Here is a 19,303-nt window from a genome sequence, read left to right as displayed (position 1 = left end):
GATTGGCACGATCTATCTTCTTTCCAACTGCAAAGGGCTGGAAAAGAGGATACGCTGCCGCTCGGCCTCGAGGCGGTCGCTTGGTCATGGAGCATCGATATGAACGAGCACGAGATCGCCGCAGCCGACGAATTGTCCCGCCTGCGTCCGCCCTATGCGTCGGTTCTCGACCTGATCGGCCAGACGCCGGTGGTCGAGCTGACCAAATTCGACACCGGCAAGTGCCGGCTGTTCATCAAGCTCGAAAGCCAGAACCCCGGCGGCTCGATCAAGGACCGCATCGCGCTGTCGATGATCGCCGCGGCTGAAAAGCAGGGCAGGCTCAGGCGTGGCGGCACCATTGTCGAGGCGACCGCCGGCAACACCGGCCTCGGCCTCGCCCAGGTCGGCATCCCCAAGGGCTACCGCATCGTGCTGGTTGTGCCCGACAAGATGTCGCGCGAAAAGATCCAGCATCTGCGCGCGCTCGGCGCCGAGGTGCGCATGACACGCTCCGATGTCGGCAAGGGCCATGCCGAATATTACCAGGACATGGCCGAGAAGATCGCGGCGGAAACGCCCGGCGCCTTCTATGCCAACCAGTTCGCCAACCCGGCCAATCCGCTGGCGCATGAAACCACCACCGGCCCGGAGATTTTCTCGCAGCTCGACGGCGATGTCGACGCCGTGGTCGTCGGCGTCGGCTCGGGCGGCACGCTGACCGGGCTCGGCCGCTACTTCGCGAAAGTGTCGCCGAAGACCGAAATGGTGCTGGCCGATCCGGTCGGCTCGGTGCTGGCGCCGCTGATCAAGACCGGCAAGATGGAAGAGGCTGGCAGCTGGACGGTGGAAGGCATCGGCGAGGATTTCGTGCCGCCCAATGCCGATCTGTCGCTGGTCAAGAAGGCCTATTCCATCCCCGACAAGCAGAGCATGCTGGCGGTCCGCGACCTCTTGTCGAAGGAAGGTATCCTCGCCGGCTCGTCCTCAGGCACGCTTTTGTCCGCCGCGCTGCGCTATTGCCGCGAGCAGACGGTGCCGAAACGCGTCGTCACCTTCGTCTGCGACAGCGGCAACAAGTATCTGTCGAAAGTGTTCGACGATTTCTGGCTGGCCGAGCAGGGGCTGGCCGAGCACGAGCAGCATGGCGATCTGCGCGACCTGGTGATGCGCTCGCACCGCACCGGCGACACCGTCTATGTCGGCCCGGACGAAAGCCTGCTCAACGCCTATGGCCGCATGCGCCGTTCCGATGTCTCGCAGCTGCCGGTGCTCGACAATGGCAAGCTCGTCGGCATCGTCGACGAAAGCGATATTCTTGCTCATGTCGACGGCCCCTATGACGGCCGCTGGGAGCGCTTCAACGGCCCGGTGCGCACGGCCATGACCTCCAATCTGCACACGCTGCAGGCCAGCCAGACGCTGGATGCGCTGCTGCCGGTGTTCGACCGCAACGAGGTCGCCATCATCTTCGACGGCGACGAATTCGTCGGCCTGATAACCCGCATCGACCTGATCAACCATCTGAGGCGCGCACGATGACCAGCAATACTCCGCCAGCCAGCCCATCTTCAGCCGGCAAGAACCGTCTGGCCTTTTCGACGCGCACCATCCATGGCGGCCAGAGCCACGACCCGCTGACAGGCGCGGTGATGGTGCCGATCTACGCCACCTCGACCTTTGCCCAGCAGTCGCCCGGCGTTCACAAGGGCTTTGAATATGCCCGCAGCCAGAACCCGACGCGCTTTGCCTTCGAGCGCGCCGTGGCCGATCTCGAAAGCGGCTCGGCCGCCTTTGCCTTCGCCTCCGGCCTGGCGGCGATCGCCACCGTGCTGGAGCTGCTCGATTCCGGCGCCCACATCGTCGCCACCGACGACATCTATGGCGGCTCGTTCCGGCTGATGGAGCGGGTGCGCAAACGCTCGGCCAATCTGCAGGTCTCGTTCGTCGACTTCACCGACCTGGCCGCCGTGGAAGCCGCGATCCGGCCCGAGACGAAAATGCTCTGGGTCGAGACGCCGACCAACCCGCTGCTGCGCATCGTAGACCTCGAAGGCGTCGCCGCCCTAGCCAAGCGCAAGGGCATTTTGTCGGTCGCCGACAATACCTTCTGCAGCCCCTATATCCAGCGGCCGCTGGAGCTCGGCATCGACATCGTGGTGCATTCGACGACCAAATATCTCAACGGCCATTCCGACATGGTCGGCGGCGTCGCCGTGGTCGGCGACAACAAGGATCTGGCCACCCAGCTGAAATTCCTGCAGAACGCCATCGGCGCCATTTCGGGTCCGTTCGACAGCTTTCTGGCGCTGCGCGGGCTGAAGACGCTGGCGCTCAGGATGGAGCGCCACTCCGCCAACGGTCTGAAGATCGCGCAATGGCTGGAAGCGCGCCGCGACATCCGCCGCGTCATCTATCCCGGCCTCGCCAGCCATCCGCAGCACGCCGTCGCCGTCCAGCAGATGCACGCCTTCGGCGGCATGATCACAGCCGTGCTCGACCGTGACCTTGCCGGCACCAAAAAGTTCCTCGAACGCACGCAACTGTTCACGCTCGCCGAAAGCCTCGGCGGGGTGGAAAGCCTGATCGAGCATCCGGCGCTGATGACGCATGGGTCCATTCCGGCCGAGAAGCGGGCCGAGATCGGCATATCGGATTCGCTGGTAAGATTGTCGGCGGGGATCGAGGATGGCGACGATCTGATCGCGGATCTGGATCAGGCGCTGGGGGGATAGGCAGCGATCCTTCACACCCCCCTCTGTCCTGCCGGACATCTCCCCCTCTAGTGGGGAGATCAGATGTCACTTCCGCTTTCGCTAATCTCGAACGTTGCAAGACGAGCGGCGCCATCGAAGCTGCCAATCTCCCTCCTTGCGGGGGAGATGGCCGGCAGGCCAGAGGGGGGTGCTGTCCCGCCGACGTCGGACCGATCTCTTCGCCGCGACAACGGTCAACGGCAAACCGCGCTTCGCGCATCGTTCAGCCAAGCCCCGTTGACCCCGAACCCCATCTGCCCGAAGTGTAGCGCCCCATGGCTACACACGCCCCACCCAAACCCACCGACACCCCGCTCACCTTCGCGGTGCTGGTGTTTCCCGGCTTTCCGATGATGGCGTTCAGCTCGGTCATCGAGCCGCTGCGTGCCGCCAATGTCCTGGCGAAAAGAGAATGCTATCGCTGGATCATCGTCGGCGGCACGAAAGGCGCGGTCGAGGCGTCGAACGGCGTCGTTATCCAGCCGGGTTTTTACGCCGAGGATGCGCCGAAGGTCGATCGCATCGTCGTCTGTTCGGGCGGCGATGCCGATCATCTCGTCGCCGAGGACGCAGCACACTGGATCCGCAAGAGCCTGCGCAACGGCGCCCATATCGGCGCGGTGGCCGATGCCGCGTTCTTCCTCGCCCGCGCTGGCCTGCTCGACGGCCATGCCTGCACCTTGCACTGGACCAGCCAGGCCGCCTTCACCGAAGCCTTCCCCAACATCGAGCTCAGGCGCGACCTCTATGTCATCGACCGCAAGCGCTTCACCTCGGCCGGCGGCGTCGGCAGCCTCGACATGATGCTGGAGATCATCACCCGCGACTACGGCGCCGAGCTTGCCGCCGGCGTCGCCGAATGGTTCGTGCACAGCCAGCTGCGCTCCAGCATCGACCGCAAGATGATGCCGCTGCGGCTGCGCACCGGCGTCCAGAACGAACTGGTGCTGTCGGCCATCGCCATCATGGAGGACGCGGTCGAGGAGCGGCTCGGCATGGCCGAGCTGACCGCGAAGCTCGGCGTCTCCTCCGACAAGCTCGAACGCTCCTTCCGCTCCGAACTCGCCATCTCGCCCAATGGCTATTACCGGCGGCTCCGGCTGAAGCGTGCCGCCGACCTTTTGGCGCATTCGACGCTCGCCGTGCGCGACGTGGCGCTGGCCTGCGGCTTCGCCTCGATGTCGAGCTTTGCCCGGGCGTTTCGCGAGGAGCACGGGCATCCGCCGAGATTGGCGAGGCGGCATTAGGGGACTTGCTAATCGCGCCGCGACGAGTTCCGTCACACCCCCCTCTGTCCTGCCGGACATCTCCCCCGCAAGGGGGGAGATTGACTGCACCTCCGCTTTCGCCAATCTCGAATGTTGCAAGAAAAGCGGCGGGATCGAAGCTGCCAATCTCCCCCCTTGCGGGGGAGATGTCCGGCAGGACAGAGGGGGGTGCTGTCCCTCTAGCGTTCGGCATTAGGCTCCAGCGGTATCCCGCACAACACCTGCGGTTTTCCGCACAATCCATCCGCCCCTCTTGCGCCATGCTCCGGCCTCGCAACCGACCCAAGGCCGTACCCCATGAGCATCGTCGTATTCGACCCTGACAGCACGCAGGACGTGGACTTCAAGGACCGCATGCGCCATCCCGCGGCGGCCGATCCGGCCGGCGGCATGTGGCTGTCGGACACCGAACCGTCCTTCATCGATGCCGATGCGCTGCGCAAGGGCCGGCTGGCGAAACTGCGCGGCTGGATGCGTGAGGCCGGCTATGGCGGCGTCGTGTTGTTCGACCCCTATAACCAGCGCTACGCCACCGGCTCGCGCAACATGTTCGGCTATTTCCTGCGCAACTCGACCCGCTATTTCTTTATCCCGACCGTTGGGCCGATCGTGCTGTTTGAGTACCCGCAGAGCTATCATGTCTCCATGGTGCTCGACACGATCGACGAGGCGCGTCCTTCCAAGCTGGTCTGGTCGTCGGTGTCCGGCCGCGACGACGAGACCGCCGGCCCCTTCGCCGACGAGATCACTGAGCTCTTGAAGCAGCATGGCGGCGGCTCGATGAAGCTCGGCCTCGACCGCTGCAGCCATCTGCAGGCGCTGGCGCTGGAAAAGCGCGGCTGCGATGTCCGCGATTGTCAGGGCGAGGTTTTGGCGGTGCGCGCGGTGAAGACGCCGGAAGAGGTCAAATGCCTGCAGGTGTCGATGGCCGGCGCCGAGGCCGCCGTCTACGCGGTGCGGGAGGCGATCAAGCCCGGCGTCTCCGAAAACGACCTGTTCGCCATCATGTATGGCGAGGTCATCCGCCAGGGCGGCGAGTTCATCGAGACGCGGCTGCTCACCTCCGGCCAGCGCACCAATCCCTGGTTCAACGAGGCCAGCGGCCGCAAGATCCGGCCCGGCGAACTGCTGGCGCTCGATACCGACACGATCGGCTGCTACGGCTATTATTCGGATTTCTCGCGCACCTTCCGCTGCGGGCCGGGCAAGCCGACGCCCTACCAGAAGTCGCTCTACCGCATGGCGCACGACCAGGTTCAGCACAACATCGGGGTCGTCAAACCCGGCATGGCGTTCCGCGAGATCGCGGAGAAGGCGTGGAAAATCCCCGACCGTTTCATCGACCAGCGCTACACCTCGGTCATGCACGGCGTCGGCATGCATGGCGAAACGCCGTTCATTGCGCACGCCATGGATTACGAGACCTATGGCCGCGATGGCCATATCGTGCCAGGCATGGTGGTGAGCGTCGAAAGCTATATCGGCGAGAAAGGCGGCCGCGAGGGCGTCAAGCTGGAGGACGAGATCCTGATCACCGACACCGGCACCGAACTCCTGTCGCGCTTTCCCTATGAGGATGAGTTTCTGGAGAAGCAGGTTTGATACGCGCAACTAACGCTCACAACAAGCGCCTCATTCCGTCGCACCCCCCTCTGTCCTGCCGGACATCTCCCCCGCAAGGGGGGAGATTGGCAGCGTCGCCTGGAGCGCTTTTTCCTGCAACTCTGACGATTGGCGAGGGCATTCGCGACGGCCGATCTCCCCCCTTGCGGGGGAGATGCCCGGCAGGGCAGAGGGGGGTGCTGTCCCACCGGCACAGGCAGGAGTCTTGGACTGCTCCGCCCGTGGATAATGAAGCAGCATGAAAACCCCCATCGCCATCAAGCGCGGCACGGTGGCCGCGATCTTCATTGACTTGCAGGAAGAGCACCGGCAGGACCCGCGCTATCTGGTCGACGGCTACGCAACGGTCCTCACCAAGGTCCAGCGCCTGCAAGCGGCGGCGCGGCAGAACAATGTGCCGCTCTACCATTGGGCCTACATCGTCGATCTCGACAGCCAGGACCGGCCGTTCCACCCGGTCGGTGAGGACGGCAAGTCGGCCTTCTCCGACAAGAGCGATCCGCTGACCGAGATCTGCCATGAGGTGGCGCCGGCCAATGGCGAGGCGCTGCTGGTCAAGGCCGAGGCCAGTGCCTTCCGTTCGGGGCCGGCGGCGCGTGACATCAAGTCTTCGGGCATCGAATGGCTGGTTGTGGCAGGTGTCTGGACCGAGGCCTGCATCGACGCGTCGGTCAAGGATGCGGTGGCCAGAGGATTTCGCGTGCTGCTGGTCAAGGATGCCTGCGGCAGCGGCAGCGCGGCCATGCACCAGACCGGCATCCTCAACCTCGCCAACCGGCTCTATGGCGGCGCCGTAACCGATACCGACGGCGCCTGCCGGCTGCTGGCGGGCGAGACCGTCACAGCCTGGCAGGTCGAGGGCTCGGTGCCGCTGCGCTTCAGTTTTGAGAATGCGGCCGCGCTCTACGCCGATCTATGACTGTCGAAAGCATGACCAGGGGCCCCTACGAAACCCGGCTCGCCCCAGAGCTCTGGGCCTATATCGACGCGGTCAACGCCTGGTATCCGCCCGAAATCATCGGCCTGCCGATCGGCAAGCAGCGCGCAGTATATGACCGGATGAGCCGGGCCTTCCACCAGGGCCGCCCGCCCGGCGTCAAGGCCAGCGATGGCCTGATCGCCGCCGCCGGCCGCGACATCCCCATCCGCCGTTACCGGTTTGCCGGCAAGGCCGCCCAGGCGATGGTGATCTACTACCACGGCGGCGGCTTCATCCTCGGCGGGCTGGAAAGCCATGACGACATCTGCGCCGAGCTCTGCGCCGGCACCGGCTTCGACGTGCTGTCGGTCGACTACCGGCTGGCGCCGGAGCATCTTCATCCCGCCGCCTTCGACGATGCGGTGGCCGCCTTCGAATGGGCGGCAGTGTCATCAGATCTGCCGCTGGTGCTGTGCGGCGAAAGCGCTGGCGGCAACCTCGCCGCCGCGGTGGCGCAGGCGACGCGCCGCCATATCAGAGCTGCGGTCGGGCAAGTGCTGATCTACCCCGAACTCGGCGGCGACGAGAGCGCCGGCTCCTACATCGAGCACGCCGAGGCGCCGCTGCTGTCGGTGGCCGACTTAGCCTTCTACCGCGACGTCCGCTCGGCCAAGCGGCAGTCGCCCGACGACCCGACCTTCTCGCCGCTGCGCGACACCGACTTCTCCGGCCTGCCGCCAACGGTGATCGTCACGGCGCAATGCGACCCGCTGTCGTCGGATGGCGAGACCTACCGCGACCGTATTGTGGCTGCCGGTGGCAAGGCCTGGTGGCACGAGGAGCCGAGGCTGGTGCACAGCTTCCTGCGCGCCCGAACGACTGTGCCGGCAGCGGCGGAGGCGTTTGCGCGGATCGTGGCGGCGGTTGCCGCGCTGGGTAAGGGTGAGTGGCCGTATTGAGTGGCTGAGGAAGGAAGGCGCCGGCGGTGAGGCGCCAATCTCCCCCCTTGCGGGGGAGATGTCCGGCAGGACAGAGGGGGGTGCTGTCCCGCTGACCTTTCAGCTAATCAGCTAAGTCCAGCCGCGCTCTCAGACCGATTTTAAATGATCTGGGGATCGAAGGTTGGCGATCCTTCACACCCCCCTCTGTCCTGCCGGACATCTCCCCCGCAAGGGGGGAGATTGGCTGTCACGTCACCCTTCGCCAATTTTCGAAGGGGAGGCCCTCGCTTGGCCCCTGCGGAACCCCGCACAATCACTGCGGAAAACCGAACACTTCCCGGCGTCACCTCGCTCTATCATTCCCCTCAGGCAATGGCGTCCCGGCGGTCGCGTCCGCCCCCGCGTCTGTCGATCGGCCGGGGCGATTTTTCTGTGCATGCCGTTGTCCCAAAACCGCTGGGCACTTTTGGGCGGCATGCATCAACAACAGGGGAACGACGATGAAATTCATGCTGACCGATCGCAAATTGCACCCGAAAGCCAAGCCCGTCGCCGACGATTTCAGGACCGGCGGCATCAACCGCCGCGAATATCTGGCCCTGATGGCCGGCCTCGGCGTCAGCGCCGCCGGCGCGCTGGCACTGGGCGGGCTCAGCACCACCCCTGCCCGCGCTGCGGAACCGAAGAAGGGCGGCGTCCTGCGCGTCGCCATGAACGTCAAGGGTTTCAAGGATCCGCGCACCTTTGACGGCGTGGAGATGTCGAATGTCGCCCGCCACTGCAACGAATATCTGGTGCGCTGGAACACCGACTTCTCCTTCGAGCCCTGGCTGCTCGAAAGCTGGGAGGCGAGCGACGACGCCAGGACGCTCACACTGCATGTGCGAAAGGGCATATCCTGGTCGAATGGCGATGCCTTCAACGCCGACGATGTCATCCACAACCTCACCCGCTGGTGCGATGCCTCGGTGCCCGGCAACTCGGTCGCCGCGCGCATGGGCGCGCTGGTCAATGCCGACACCAAGAAGGTCGTCGATGGCGGCATCGCCAAGGTCGACGACTTCACCATCAAGCTCAATTTGCCCAAACCCGACATTTCGCTGATCGCCGGCATGGCCGACTATCCCGCACTGATCATGCACCGCTCCTATGAGGGCGACGGCGACCCGCTGAAGGCGCTGGCCATCACCACCGGCCCCTGCGAGCTGGTCAGCTGGGATGCCGAGACCGGTGCCGAGGTGAAGCGCAGGGATAAGCCTTGGTGGAAGGGCGAATTCCATCTCGACGGCATCAAATGGGTCGACTACGGCTCCGACCCCAACGCCATGCTGTCGGCGTTCGAATCCGGCGAGATCGACACCGACCACGAGACCGCCTCCGATGCCGTCTCGCAGACCGAACAGATGGGGCTGATGAATTCCGAGATCGCCACCGGCTCCACCATCGTCGCCCGCTTCAATGTCGGCAATGCGCCCTATGATGACGTCAAGGTGCGCCGCGCCGCCCAGCTCGCCGTCGACAATTCCGCCGTGCTGGCGCTCGGCCTCGGCGGCCGCGGCAAGCCCGCCGACAACCACCATGTCGGTCCCATGCACCCCGAATATGCCGATATCGGCCCGGCCAGGCGCGACGTCGACCAGTCGAAGAAGCTGCTCGCCGAGGCCGGCAAGGCCGACCACGAGTTCGAGCTCATTTCCGTCGATGTCGAATGGCAAAAGAGCACCGGCGACGCCATCGGCGCGCAGATGCGCGAGGCCGGCCTGAAGATCAAGCGCACCGTGCTGCCCGCCGCCACCTTCTGGAACGACTGGAGCAAATACCCCTTCTCCTGCACCGAATGGCTCGGCCGCCCGCTCGGCGTCCAGGTGCTGGCGCTGGCGTATAAATCGGGCGCCGCCTGGAACGAAAGCGCCTACGCCAGCAAGGAGTTCGACGAGCTGCTCGACAAGGCGCTGGCGACCCCGGACGCCAGGGCGCGCAAGGAGATCATGGCCAAGATCGAGGAGAATCTGCGCGACTCCGGCATCATCATCCAACCCTACTGGCGCTCGGTCTACCGGACGTACCGCAAAGGCGTCGAAGGTTGCGAACAGCACCAGGCGCTCGAGCAGCATTTTGAGAAGGTTTGGATTGAGAGTTGAGGCTTTCCATCCTTGGGTTCCTCGCCCCCACGGGAGTGGGGGAGAGGTGGGCCGGCGAAGCCGGGACGGAGCGGGGGACGCCCTTCGCGAAACCAAAACCGTATCAAGAATGAGAGCTGGCTGACACGACAGCAACCCTTGAGAAACTACCTCCCAACGCCGCGCTGGCCCCTCTCCGTCCCGGCTTCGCCGGGCCACCTCTCCCCACTTCGTGGGGCGAGGAACCAAGCCGCGCCATCCCCGGCGCCTCCATTGCAAGGTTGGCGACTAGCGAAATCATCGGCCACCGCGTCCTTCGCCCCGTTTACGGGGAGAAGATGGCGGCAGATGAGGGGCGGCGCCAACGTTGGCCGAATTGCACCTGGGAAATGGCCGGCGCGAATGCCGGTGAGGCAGTTGCCTGAGCCCGCGCCGGCCACTGGCGAACCTGGGTCCGCCGCCCGGATTTTTTACCGTTCCGGCGATGCTCGATCAACTAGGCCGGGCGTTTGGTACGGAAGCGGACAAAGGCTCACCGCGCCGATCATGCAAGCCGAGACCACAAACAGCCCGGCGGCCACGAGCGCGGTGAGCCGCATTCACACGGCGAAGGTCTTTGGCGCACTGACCATGACCAGCGCTGCCGCAAAGCGAGGCTGAAGCCGGCAACGAAGCTTGTCGTCTTCAGGTAAAGACCAGAGAGCTCCTTCTGAGTTGGTTCTCTCCGTCCTTGTGCCAAAACTCAATCATATCAAGGTTCCGCCTTTTCCGCTCGCCAGAGTACTGGCTAATATCAAGCATATAAGCGTCATAAATTTGACCAGCCTTATCCCTAGTAGTAACTCGAGATCTAACATGATGTAAAAACTTCAAATCAACGAGCTCTTTTATCATGCCGGCGCCGCCTGTTTTCGTCTCCTTATTCACAAGAATACAGTTACAGTTGACCTTCTCGATACAGAATTTCTTCACCTCCTCAAACAAGTCATTTAAGCTCTGGGAGTCGTCATCGGAGGTGTCCCTGCGGAAGTCCTCTCGCTTAAATCCATCCAGCTCGCCGGCCGCTTTGTTAACATCTTCCGCCGAAATCCTGTCACCACGAAAACGGTCATTGCCTGCCAGGCGTTGCCTTGTGACATCGATTGAGCGCCGGACAATACTCAGAAAATCTCGCGCGACCCCACCGCTGGCCAGTACAAGCCTGTCTCTGGCTCCGTCAGATAGAATCAGCCACTTTGCTGTCGTGCTCACGGCAAAACTGATCCAAAACTTTTATCAAGAATTCCTTGGTCAGGTCATATTTCTCCAGCGTCACATCCAAATCGATCTCATCGGCGTCGTCACCCAGCTTCATGCCGATAGGTGGCTGACCAAAAAAATACCACTGAGTTCTATGCTTAATAGTCCCAATCTTGAGCCATGTGTTCGTTCCCTTCGTAATTCTATGAAAGTAGTCGACTACCTCGGCTTGATGGTCGGAACGAATATGGTACAAGTCATCAAGAAATAAGTAGCTTTGCTTTCCAGAAACGGAGGAAAGATCGGCGAAAAGTTGTTTGAAATCTATGATGCGACGGTGAAGGGTTTCGATTTTTTTTGAACTATAATTGTCGGAAATCTCCCTTTCAGTGCCTGATGACCTAGAAACTCCGCCTTCGAGGTGGAGCTGGGGCAATTCAATCGACCCCTTACCATTTGCGTTTCGTTCTTTTGTTTGCTTCGACTTTCTGACCCGCGAGACCTCCTCGGGTTCTGTCAGCAGGTGAGCTAGTTCGGCCCGCATTTGCGTCACTCGCTTAAGCAGGCCATCGACCTTGCGGGAGTCGATAGATTTCTCTCTGGGTTTCGCACCAAATAACTTTTTCCAAAACGACTGCTTCGATGCGGGGTAAACCCCAGCAGTGGAAAACCACTCTGAATAGCTATCTAGAGTTTTAATAATAATACTTATTAAAACATCTGGATAACTGTGACCCTTAAACGTCTCGAGATCAATATACGCTACGGGCATCCGATCTAAGGTCAATTCTGCGCGCAATTTATTCAGAAGACTGGATTTTCCAGAGCCTCGTCGGCCAAAGATGAAATGATGTCGCCGGGTCTTTCCCCGAGACAATGTGCCCTTGGCAGGCTCAATAAAGTATTTGACGCCTTCCTCGGTTGAACGCGTAGCCTCTTCCAATGTCGCTGCGAATTGATCAGCTCGCTCGCTCTCAATGAACGACTCTCTTTTGACCTTAGGCATGCTTCAGATCCCCCTGCAGCGTTACGCTAGCACACAGATGCTTCTGAAGTGCAATAGGTTGCGTAATGAAGGATCGAGGTGGCAAGTGAGATTGCTGTGTAACTCCGCGCTTACTCGGGACTTAGCGGCAAAATCACAAGGTTAGCGTTCACAGGGACTAAGCGGCCGGCTAGCGAGCAATACCCCACGCGCAGCCCCAGCGCCACGCTGGCGGGGGCCCCGCTGCCTCCGGTAGCTCCCCCGCTTTCGAAGCCTGCCATCGATCCACCGGATCGATGACTTGGCGCGCTTTGCGCGCCAACCGGCTTCTCAATCCCCCATCTTCAGCGCCTGGATAAACGCCTCCTGCGGAATATCCACCTTGCCGAACTGCCGCATCCGCTTCTTGCCCTCTTTCTGCTTGTCCAGCAGCTTGCGCTTGCGCGAGACGTCGCCGCCGTAGCATTTGGCGGTGACGTCCTTGCGCAGCGCCGAGATGGTTTCCCGCGCAATGACCTTGCCGCCGATGGCGGCCTGGATCGGGATCTTGAACAGATGGTTCGGGATCAGCTCCTTCAGCTTCTCGCACATCTGCCGGCCGCGCTTTTCCGCCGCCGTGCGGTGCACCAGCATGGAAAGCGCATCCACCGGCTCCTCATTGACCAGGATCGACATCTTGACCAGGTCGCCTTCCCGGTAGTCGGTCAGGTGATAGTCGAAGGAGGCGTAGCCCTTGGAGATCGACTTCAGCCGGTCGTAGAAATCGAAGACGACTTCGTTGAGCGGCAGGTCGTAGATCAGCATGGCGCGCTTGCCGACATAGGACAGGTCGGCCTGGATGCCGCGCCGGTCCTGGCAGAGCTTCAATATGCCGCCGAGATAGTCGTCCGGCGTCAGGATGGTGGCGCGAATCCACGGCTCCTCGATGGCCGAGATCTTCACCACGTCGGGCATGTCGGCCGGGTTGTGCAGTTCCTTCATCGAGCCGTCGGTTAGCGCCAGCCGGTAGACGACGCTCGGCGCGGTGGCGATCAGGTCGAGGTTGAACTCGCGCTCCAGCCGCTCCTGGATGATTTCGAGATGCAGCAGGCCAAGGAAGCCGCAGCGGTAGCCGAAGCCGAGCGCTGCGCTGGTTTCCATTTCAAAGGAGAAGCTGGCGTCGTTGAGGCGCAGCTTGCCGACCGCGGCGCGCAAATCCTCGAAATCGGCGGCGTCGACCGGGAACAGGCCGCAGAACACCACCGGCTGCGCCGGCTTGAAGCCGGGCAGCGCCTTGGCGGTGGCGCGCTTGTCCTCGGTGATGGTGTCGCCGACGCGGGTGTCGGCCACTTCCTTGATCGAGCCGGTGAAGAAGCCGAACTCGCCGGGGCCGAGCTCGTCGACATTGATGCGGGCAGGCGTGAACACGCCGGTGCGCTCGACCAGGTGTTTTGCGCCGGTCCCCATCATGCGGATGGTCTGGCCCTTTTTCAGCACGCCGTCGATGACGCGCACCAGCACGATGACGCCGAGATAGGCGTCGTACCAGCTGTCGACCAGCATCGCCTTCAGCGGCGCCGAAGCGTCGCCTTCGCGCGGCGGCGGCAACTGGTGGACGATTGCCTCCAAGACATCCGGAATGCCAAGCCCGGTCTTGGCCGAGATCAGCACGGCGTTGGAAGCGTCGATGCCGATTACCTCCTCGACCTGCTCGCGGATGCGCTCGGGCTCGGCGGCCGGCAGGTCGACCTTGTTCAGCACCACGACGATCTCGTGGTTGTTGTCGATCGCCTGGTAGACATTGGCCAGCGTCTGCGCCTCGACGCCCTGGGAGGCATCGACGACCAGCAGCGAACCCTCGCAGGCGGCGAGCGACCGCGACACTTCATAGGCGAAGTCGACGTGTCCGGGCGTGTCGATCAGGTTGAGGATATAGTCCTCGCCATTGTTGGCGTGGTACTTCAGCCGCACCGTCTGCGCCTTGATGGTGATGCCGCGCTCGCGCTCGATGTCCATCGAGTCCAGCACCTGCTCCTTCATGTCGCGCAGCTCCAGCCCGCCGGTCAGCTGGATCAGCCTGTCGGCAAGCGTGGATTTGCCATGGTCGATATGGGCGACGATGGAGAAATTGCGGATGTGGTCGAGGGGCGTGCTCATGGCGCGCGTTTAGCAGGGGTGGCTTGCCCGAGCAAGCGGCAGGCTGCCGCCGCACATGTGGCGCCGCCCGTTGCCTGGCAAGCCGTACAGGCGCTGCCGGGAAGGCAGAGCAGGCGGCTGCCGGGGCAAGCGGTGCGGGCGCTTGTCGCCTTTTCCCCCGGATTCCTCGAAAAATCGATAAATTTTAACCATGCGCGTTAGAGCATAATTTGTGATCGGCATGTTAGCCGGGGGAAATATCTGATGTAAGGACGAAGGCATGCGGGGGCTTGCAGGCAGTTTTATCGAGTCGCGGAGCGGCTCGTTCGCACCGATACTTGTTCTCGCCATGATTCCGCTGATCACCGCGATCGGCTTTTCCGTCGACTACACCTCCGCCGTCCAGACCAGGTCGACCGAGCAGGCGGCACTCGACGCCGCGATCCTGTCGATCACCACGATGGAAACGGCCTCGACGAAGCCGCAGCGCCAGGTGGTGCTCCAGGATACCTACAGAGAAAACGGCGGACAGGGCACAGCGACGCTGAACAGCTTCGACGTCAGCGCCAACGGCACCGCCACAGCGCGGGCCTCGGCAAGCTACGCCATGCCGACCGTGTTCATGCAGATCGCCCGGATCACCACGGTGCCGGTCGGTGTCTCGTCGGCGGTGAGCAAGACGCCCGCACTGGTGGAGGCCACATTCAACGTCGATCACGTTTCAGGCTACTGGAACAAGACCATGACCTTGTACGGCCTTCCCTACGGTTGGACCTCCACGACCACACCGACGGCCATGATGAAGGCCAACTATAACTACAAAGCGTATAGTTATTCCTATACGAGCGGGGGTAAGACCTATACGGCTACCGAGCCGAAAGGTTACGGGACGACAACTATTACCACGGGACCAACCAATACGCTGGTTCAGACCCAAGTGTGCACGACAGTAGGATCGGCAACCGATTTCACTGCCACTGCGGGAGTTTACAGAAGCACCGCGGTGGCAAAAAGCGGAAAGACGAGCGCCACCATCTATTTCAAGACGACGTGCGCGACCACGAATACCGCCGGAAACAGCAGTGGCGCAACAATCAACGTGAGCACGGTGGACAAGCTCTATCTGCAGATGGATGTGCCGTCCGGACCGGTCAACCCGCTCAAGTCGAACAATACAGACACGTCGAACCGGCTCTACCTCGGCGCCGGGTACAGCACCGCGGCACAAAAGGCACTGGACCCTTCCAAATACCTCCCCGTCGAGGTTGCCAGCAACACGGACGTCGACATCTTCAAAGTGGTGCCTTGCAGCCAGACCAGCGACCAGGCATGGGAAGACGGCGGCAACAATCCTCCACTGCCAGACGTCACGAACGCCGACTTCTTCTACAGCGTGACCGGCAAGTGCGAATTCAACAAGCGGCCCTCCAACACGGTGCTGACGCAGTAGACGCTGCCCCAGGCTAAACGCCCTATGGGCTTGTGAGGCTTGGCGATCCTTCACACCCCCCTCTGTCCTGCCGGACATCTCCCCCGCAAGAGGGGAGATTGGCAGCTTCGTCGGCCGCGCTCCTGTTGCGAAGCTAGTGATAGGCGAAAGCCGTGATGAGGGTCGATCTCCCTCCTTGCGGGGGAGATGGCCGGCAGGCCAGAGGGGGGTGCTGTCCCTCCGGCTTTCCCTGCGATCTCCCGAACCTTCATCACAAACCGGTGAACGCTGTAACGAAGCAGCAAGCAGCGGCGAAGTGGGGGTATCAGCGGTGCTTCCAGGCGCCGCCGCCCACGGAGCAAGCCGATGTCCCGCAAGTTCGTCACAGTGTCCAGCCTCTCAGCGCTCGCGCTGGCGGCGTCGCTCGGTGCGGCGGCGGCCCAGCCGCTCACCGTGGTCGAGCTGTTCACCAGCCAGGGCTGCTCGTCCTGCCCGCCGGCCAACGCCAATCTGATCAAGGTCAAGGACCAGCCCGGCGTGCTGGCGCTGTCGTTCAACGTCACCTACTGGGACTATCTCGGCTGGAAGGATATTTTCGGAAAACAGGAATTCACCCGGCGCCAAGTCAGTTACGAGCCGGCGCTCGGCCATGACGGGCCGTTCACGCCGCAAGTGGTGGTCAACGGCCATGCCGATGTCGTCGGCGCCGCACCCGGCGAGATCGAAAAGCTGATCTCGGCGAGCGGCCGGATAAGAGGCCCGGCACTGTCGCTCGATGGCGGCAAGATCAGCATCGGCGCCGGCGCCGCACCTGGCGGCCACGCCGATGTCTGGCTGGTGCGCTATGCCAAGGGCGTCGTCGAGGTGCCGGTGGCGCGCGGCGAAAACACCGGCCGCACCTTGCCGCACGCCAATGTCGTGCATGCGCTCAAAAACCTCGGCAGCTGGACCGGCGCGGCCACGACGTATCCGCTGCCCGCCGCATCCGGCGGCCTGAGCACCGCCGTGCTCGTGCAGTCGCCCGGTGGCGGACCGATCCTGGCTGCCGCGACCGACTAGATCGCGCTTCGGCAAGAGATTGCGCACCGCCGCATGGAGCGGCGCCGCATAGCACGGCCGCCAAGAGGGCGCGCCTTCACGACCAACCCCAAGGAGACCATTATGACCACTTCCCGCCTGACGCTGCCGGCGCTCGCTCTCGCTTTGTGCTCGACGGCGCTGTTTGCCGGCGGCATCGCCCGTGCCGACGACGCGACCAACGCGATGAAGCCGGCTGCAAATGCCATGAAACCGGCCGCGGATGCGATGAAGCCTGCAACCGATGCGATGAAGCCAGGCGATCCGATGGCCACCAATTCCATGAAGCCGGCCGCCGACGCCATGAAGCCGGCAACGGATGCGATGGCGCCGGCCAAGTAAAGGTGGTGCTGTTTCCGGCTTCGGTCCCGCGGGTCCGTATCCGGATGCACGTGAAAGTGAGGCTTCGGCCGCAACTCGCCCGTCGCATGATCGTATCTTATCCAATAGACTCCACATGATGGACGTCACAGGAGCTCAAGCCATGACCGACATTCAAAAACCAGTCACCAGACAATCGTCGAACGTCTTCCGCAGCGCGCTCGCCGCCCTGGCACTTGCCGCAGCGGGCGCCGCCTTCTGGCTGACGCCGGCGGTTTCGGCCGAGGACGCGGTGAAGATCCCGCCGCCGGCAATCGACGAGAAGGCGGCCACCGGCACTGAAAAGGCAATCTTCGCCGGCGGCTGCTTCTGGGGCGTGCAGGGCGTCTTCCAGCACGTCAAGGGCGTCACCAAGGCCGTCTCCGGCTACACCGGCGGCGACAGGGACACCGCCGTCTACGAGACGGTCGGCTCAGGCCGCACCGGGCATGCCGAATCCGTCGAGATCACCTACGATCCGTCTGAGATCACCTATGGCCAGTTGCTGCAGGTGTATTTTTCGGTCGCCCACAACCCGACCCAGCTGAATTTCCAGGGTCCGGACTCCGGCACGCAATACCGCTCGACGATTTTCACCGAAAACGATGCACAGAGGAAGATCGCGCAAAGCTACATCGCCCAGCTCGACCAGGCCAAGGTGTTCCCGGAGCCGATCGTCACCACGCTGGAAACCGGCAAGACCTTCTATCCGGCCGAGAATTACCATCAGGATTTCCTGACGCTGAACCCGACCTATCCCTACATCGTCTACAACGACCTGCCCAAGGTGGCGAACTTGAAGGCACTGTTCCCGACGCTCTACAGCGAAAAGCCCGTGCTGGTGCTGTCGGCGAGCAATTGAGTCGAGCGCGAGAAGCGGGGGCGGGTGTGCGAAGGGCGGCGACGCCCTCCTTTCCGTCGTCATCCTAGGGCGGAGCAAGGAGCGAAGCGACGCAGCGCAGACCCTAGGATCCATGCCGCGACGTTGGGCGTAGAATGCAACGGGGCGGGATGGCTGCCCGGCAGATCGCCAGCTATCTTCGCGCGATGACAGGCTACGTTTACATGACCGCTAGCCAAAAGCGTGGCACGATCTACATCGGTGTCACCAATGACCTCGGCCGCCGCATGCCGGAACACAAATCCGGCCAAGGCGCAGGGTTCACCAGCCGCTACGGCGTGCAGCGGCTGGTCTGGTATGAGGAATTTTTCGACATCACTGATGCCATCCAGCGCGAGAAATCACTGAAGCGCTGGCCTCGCCAATGGAAGATCGACCTGATCGAAAAAGCGAATCCGGAGTGGTTCAAGCTTTTTCGCGGGACGGGGTGGTAGGCGCACCGTTTCTTGCACCGTCGGATCACTGCACCACCGTTACGGCATGGATCCTAGGGTCTGCGCTGCGTCGCTTCGCTCCTTGCTCCGCCCTAGGATGACAAAGGCACGGTAGCCGCTGCCACCTTCACCCCCACTGACCCACCTCAATCATAAGTCAAATCCGTCGCCTTGCCGCCGAACACCCGGTAGGCATAGAACGAATAGAAGATGATGACCGGCAGCACGACCACGGTGCCGGCCAGAATGATGGCCAGGCTCTCCGGCGCGGAAGCCGCCTGCCAGATGGTCAGGCGATCCGGCACCACGAACGGGTAGAACGACCAGGCGAGGCCGGCAAAGCCGAGCGCGAAGATGGCGGCCAGCGTCAGGAACGGCATCAACGAATGGCGGTCGTCGGGCTTCGGCAGATGGAAGGTCTGCCGCCACAGCCACAGGAACAAAAGCGCCGACAGGATCGGCAGCGGCGACAGATAAAGCATTTCCGGCCAGACGAACCATTTGTCGAAGATACGCGGGCTGGCGAAGGGCGTCGCCAGCGACACCGCCGCCATGCCGAGCGCGGTTAGCACCAGCGCGGTGCGCAGCCAGCGCACGGCCTTCCTCTGCAACTCGCCTTCAGTCTTGTAGATCACCCAGGCGGCGCCCATCGCCGCATAGGCCGCGGCAAGGCAGAACGCCACCAGCACGCCGAACGCCACGCCGCCGAGGCCGACATCGAGGCCCAGCACATAGACGCCCAGCATATAGCCCTGCGCCAGCGATGCGATGATGGAGCCGAGGAAGAAAATACGGTTCCAGCGGTGCTTGCGCTCGGTCGGCACCTTGGCGCGGAAATCGAAGGCGACGCCGCGCAGGATCAGCCCGAGCAAAAGCACGAAGACCGGAATGTAGAGCGCCGTCAGGATGACGCCATGCGCCAGCGGGAAGGCGACCAGCAGCAGGCCGACGGCCAGCACCAGCCAGGTTTCGTTGGCGTCCCAGAACGGGCCGATCGCGGCAATCATCGTATCCTGTTCGGTGTCTTCAGCGGCGGCGAACAGAATGCCGATGCCGAGATCGAAACCGTCGAGAATGACGTAGATCAGGATGGCGAGGCCCATCAGGCCGGCGAAGATCAAGGGGAGCGCGGTTGGCCAGTCGAAGCTCATTTTCTT

Annotated in this window: 16 protein-coding genes; 12 read left to right on the top strand and 4 right to left on the bottom strand. The window is 62.8% G+C overall.

Features of this window, described 5'->3' with window-relative positions; genetic code table 11:
* Positions 1-99 precede the first annotated feature (99 nt).
* The 7 genes from NKI69_RS29195 (at position 100) to NKI69_RS29165 (ending at position 9,627) form a co-directional block, all read left to right on the top strand.
* Positions 100-1,521, top strand: coding sequence for a pyridoxal-phosphate dependent enzyme (locus tag NKI69_RS29195; protein WP_352723026.1), 1,422 nt, complete (start codon positions 100-102; stop codon positions 1,519-1,521).
* The gene (locus tag NKI69_RS29190) at positions 1,518-2,714 is read left to right on the top strand and encodes a trans-sulfuration enzyme family protein (protein ID WP_352723025.1); all 1,197 of its coding nucleotides are present in this window, start codon (positions 1,518-1,520) and stop codon (positions 2,712-2,714) included. The genes NKI69_RS29195 and NKI69_RS29190 overlap by 4 nt, the downstream gene beginning before the upstream one ends.
* A 296-nt stretch (positions 2,715-3,010) precedes the next feature.
* Positions 3,011-3,982 (top strand): GlxA family transcriptional regulator, encoded by a 972-nt coding sequence (locus NKI69_RS29185; protein WP_128305626.1) that lies wholly within the window; start codon positions 3,011-3,013, stop codon positions 3,980-3,982.
* 318 nt (positions 3,983-4,300) lie between these two features.
* Complete coding sequence (locus NKI69_RS29180; RefSeq protein ID WP_352723024.1) at positions 4,301-5,605, top strand: M24 family metallopeptidase; 1,305 nt, start codon at positions 4,301-4,303, stop codon at positions 5,603-5,605.
* Between the two features lie 259 nt (positions 5,606-5,864).
* Positions 5,865-6,545: an isochorismatase family protein gene (locus NKI69_RS29175; protein ID WP_352723022.1), complete on the top strand. Its 681-nt coding sequence runs from the start codon at positions 5,865-5,867 to the stop codon at positions 6,543-6,545.
* Positions 6,546-6,556: 11 nt separating this feature from the next.
* Positions 6,557-7,504: an alpha/beta hydrolase gene (locus NKI69_RS29170; RefSeq protein ID WP_352723021.1), complete on the top strand. Its 948-nt coding sequence runs from the start codon at positions 6,557-6,559 to the stop codon at positions 7,502-7,504.
* A gap of 482 nt (positions 7,505-7,986) precedes the next feature.
* A complete protein-coding gene (locus NKI69_RS29165; RefSeq protein ID WP_352723020.1) occupies positions 7,987-9,627 on the top strand; it encodes an ABC transporter substrate-binding protein in 1,641 nt (546 codons plus the stop codon).
* 663 nt (positions 9,628-10,290) lie between these two features.
* On the opposite strand, the gene NKI69_RS29160 is transcribed toward NKI69_RS29165, so the two are convergent.
* The 3 genes from NKI69_RS29160 to lepA all read right to left on the bottom strand — a co-directional run bounded on the left by NKI69_RS29160 (position 10,291) and on the right by lepA (position 13,966).
* Complete coding sequence (locus NKI69_RS29160; RefSeq protein ID WP_352723019.1) at positions 10,291-10,857, bottom strand: hypothetical protein; 567 nt, start codon at positions 10,855-10,857, stop codon at positions 10,291-10,293.
* Entirely contained in the window at positions 10,823-11,851 is a 1,029-nt protein-coding gene (locus NKI69_RS29155; RefSeq protein ID WP_352723018.1) for a P-loop NTPase fold protein, read from the bottom strand. The genes NKI69_RS29160 and NKI69_RS29155 overlap by 35 nt, the downstream gene beginning before the upstream one ends.
* A 309-nt stretch (positions 11,852-12,160) precedes the next feature.
* Positions 12,161-13,966, bottom strand: a complete 1,806-nt coding sequence (gene lepA / locus NKI69_RS29150; RefSeq protein WP_352723017.1) for a translation elongation factor 4 — start codon at positions 13,964-13,966, stop codon at positions 12,161-12,163.
* A 259-nt stretch (positions 13,967-14,225) separates the two neighbouring features.
* Here lepA and NKI69_RS29145 point away from each other — a divergent pair, with 259 nt between their 5' ends.
* The 5 genes from NKI69_RS29145 (at position 14,226) to NKI69_RS29125 (ending at position 18,146) form a co-directional block, all read left to right on the top strand.
* Complete coding sequence (locus tag NKI69_RS29145; RefSeq protein ID WP_352723015.1) at positions 14,226-15,395, top strand: TadE/TadG family type IV pilus assembly protein; 1,170 nt, start codon at positions 14,226-14,228, stop codon at positions 15,393-15,395.
* Positions 15,396-15,740: 345 nt separating this feature from the next.
* Complete coding sequence (locus tag NKI69_RS29140) at positions 15,741-16,433, top strand: DUF1223 domain-containing protein (protein WP_128305635.1); 693 nt, start codon at positions 15,741-15,743, stop codon at positions 16,431-16,433.
* Positions 16,434-16,535: 102 nt separating this feature from the next.
* Entirely contained in the window at positions 16,536-16,793 is a 258-nt protein-coding gene (locus tag NKI69_RS29135) for a hypothetical protein (RefSeq protein ID WP_352723013.1), read from the top strand.
* A 142-nt stretch (positions 16,794-16,935) separates the two neighbouring features.
* On the top strand, positions 16,936-17,673 hold the full coding sequence (gene msrA / locus NKI69_RS29130; RefSeq protein WP_023813457.1) for a peptide-methionine (S)-S-oxide reductase MsrA: 738 nt from the start codon (positions 16,936-16,938) through the stop codon (positions 17,671-17,673).
* 185 nt (positions 17,674-17,858) lie between these two features.
* A complete protein-coding gene (locus tag NKI69_RS29125; protein ID WP_031213667.1) occupies positions 17,859-18,146 on the top strand; it encodes a GIY-YIG nuclease family protein in 288 nt (95 codons plus the stop codon).
* A gap of 146 nt (positions 18,147-18,292) precedes the next feature.
* Here NKI69_RS29125 and NKI69_RS29120 read toward each other — a convergent pair whose 3' ends face one another.
* Positions 18,293-19,297, bottom strand: a complete 1,005-nt coding sequence (locus NKI69_RS29120) for a cytochrome d ubiquinol oxidase subunit II (RefSeq protein ID WP_023813459.1) — start codon at positions 19,295-19,297, stop codon at positions 18,293-18,295.
* Between the last annotated feature and the right edge of the window lie 6 nt (positions 19,298-19,303).

Source organism: Mesorhizobium sp. M0491, assembly GCF_040321265.1.
Taxonomy (GTDB): Bacteria; Pseudomonadota; Alphaproteobacteria; order Rhizobiales; family Rhizobiaceae; genus Mesorhizobium.
This window is presented reverse-complemented; position numbering and strand designations above follow the sequence as displayed.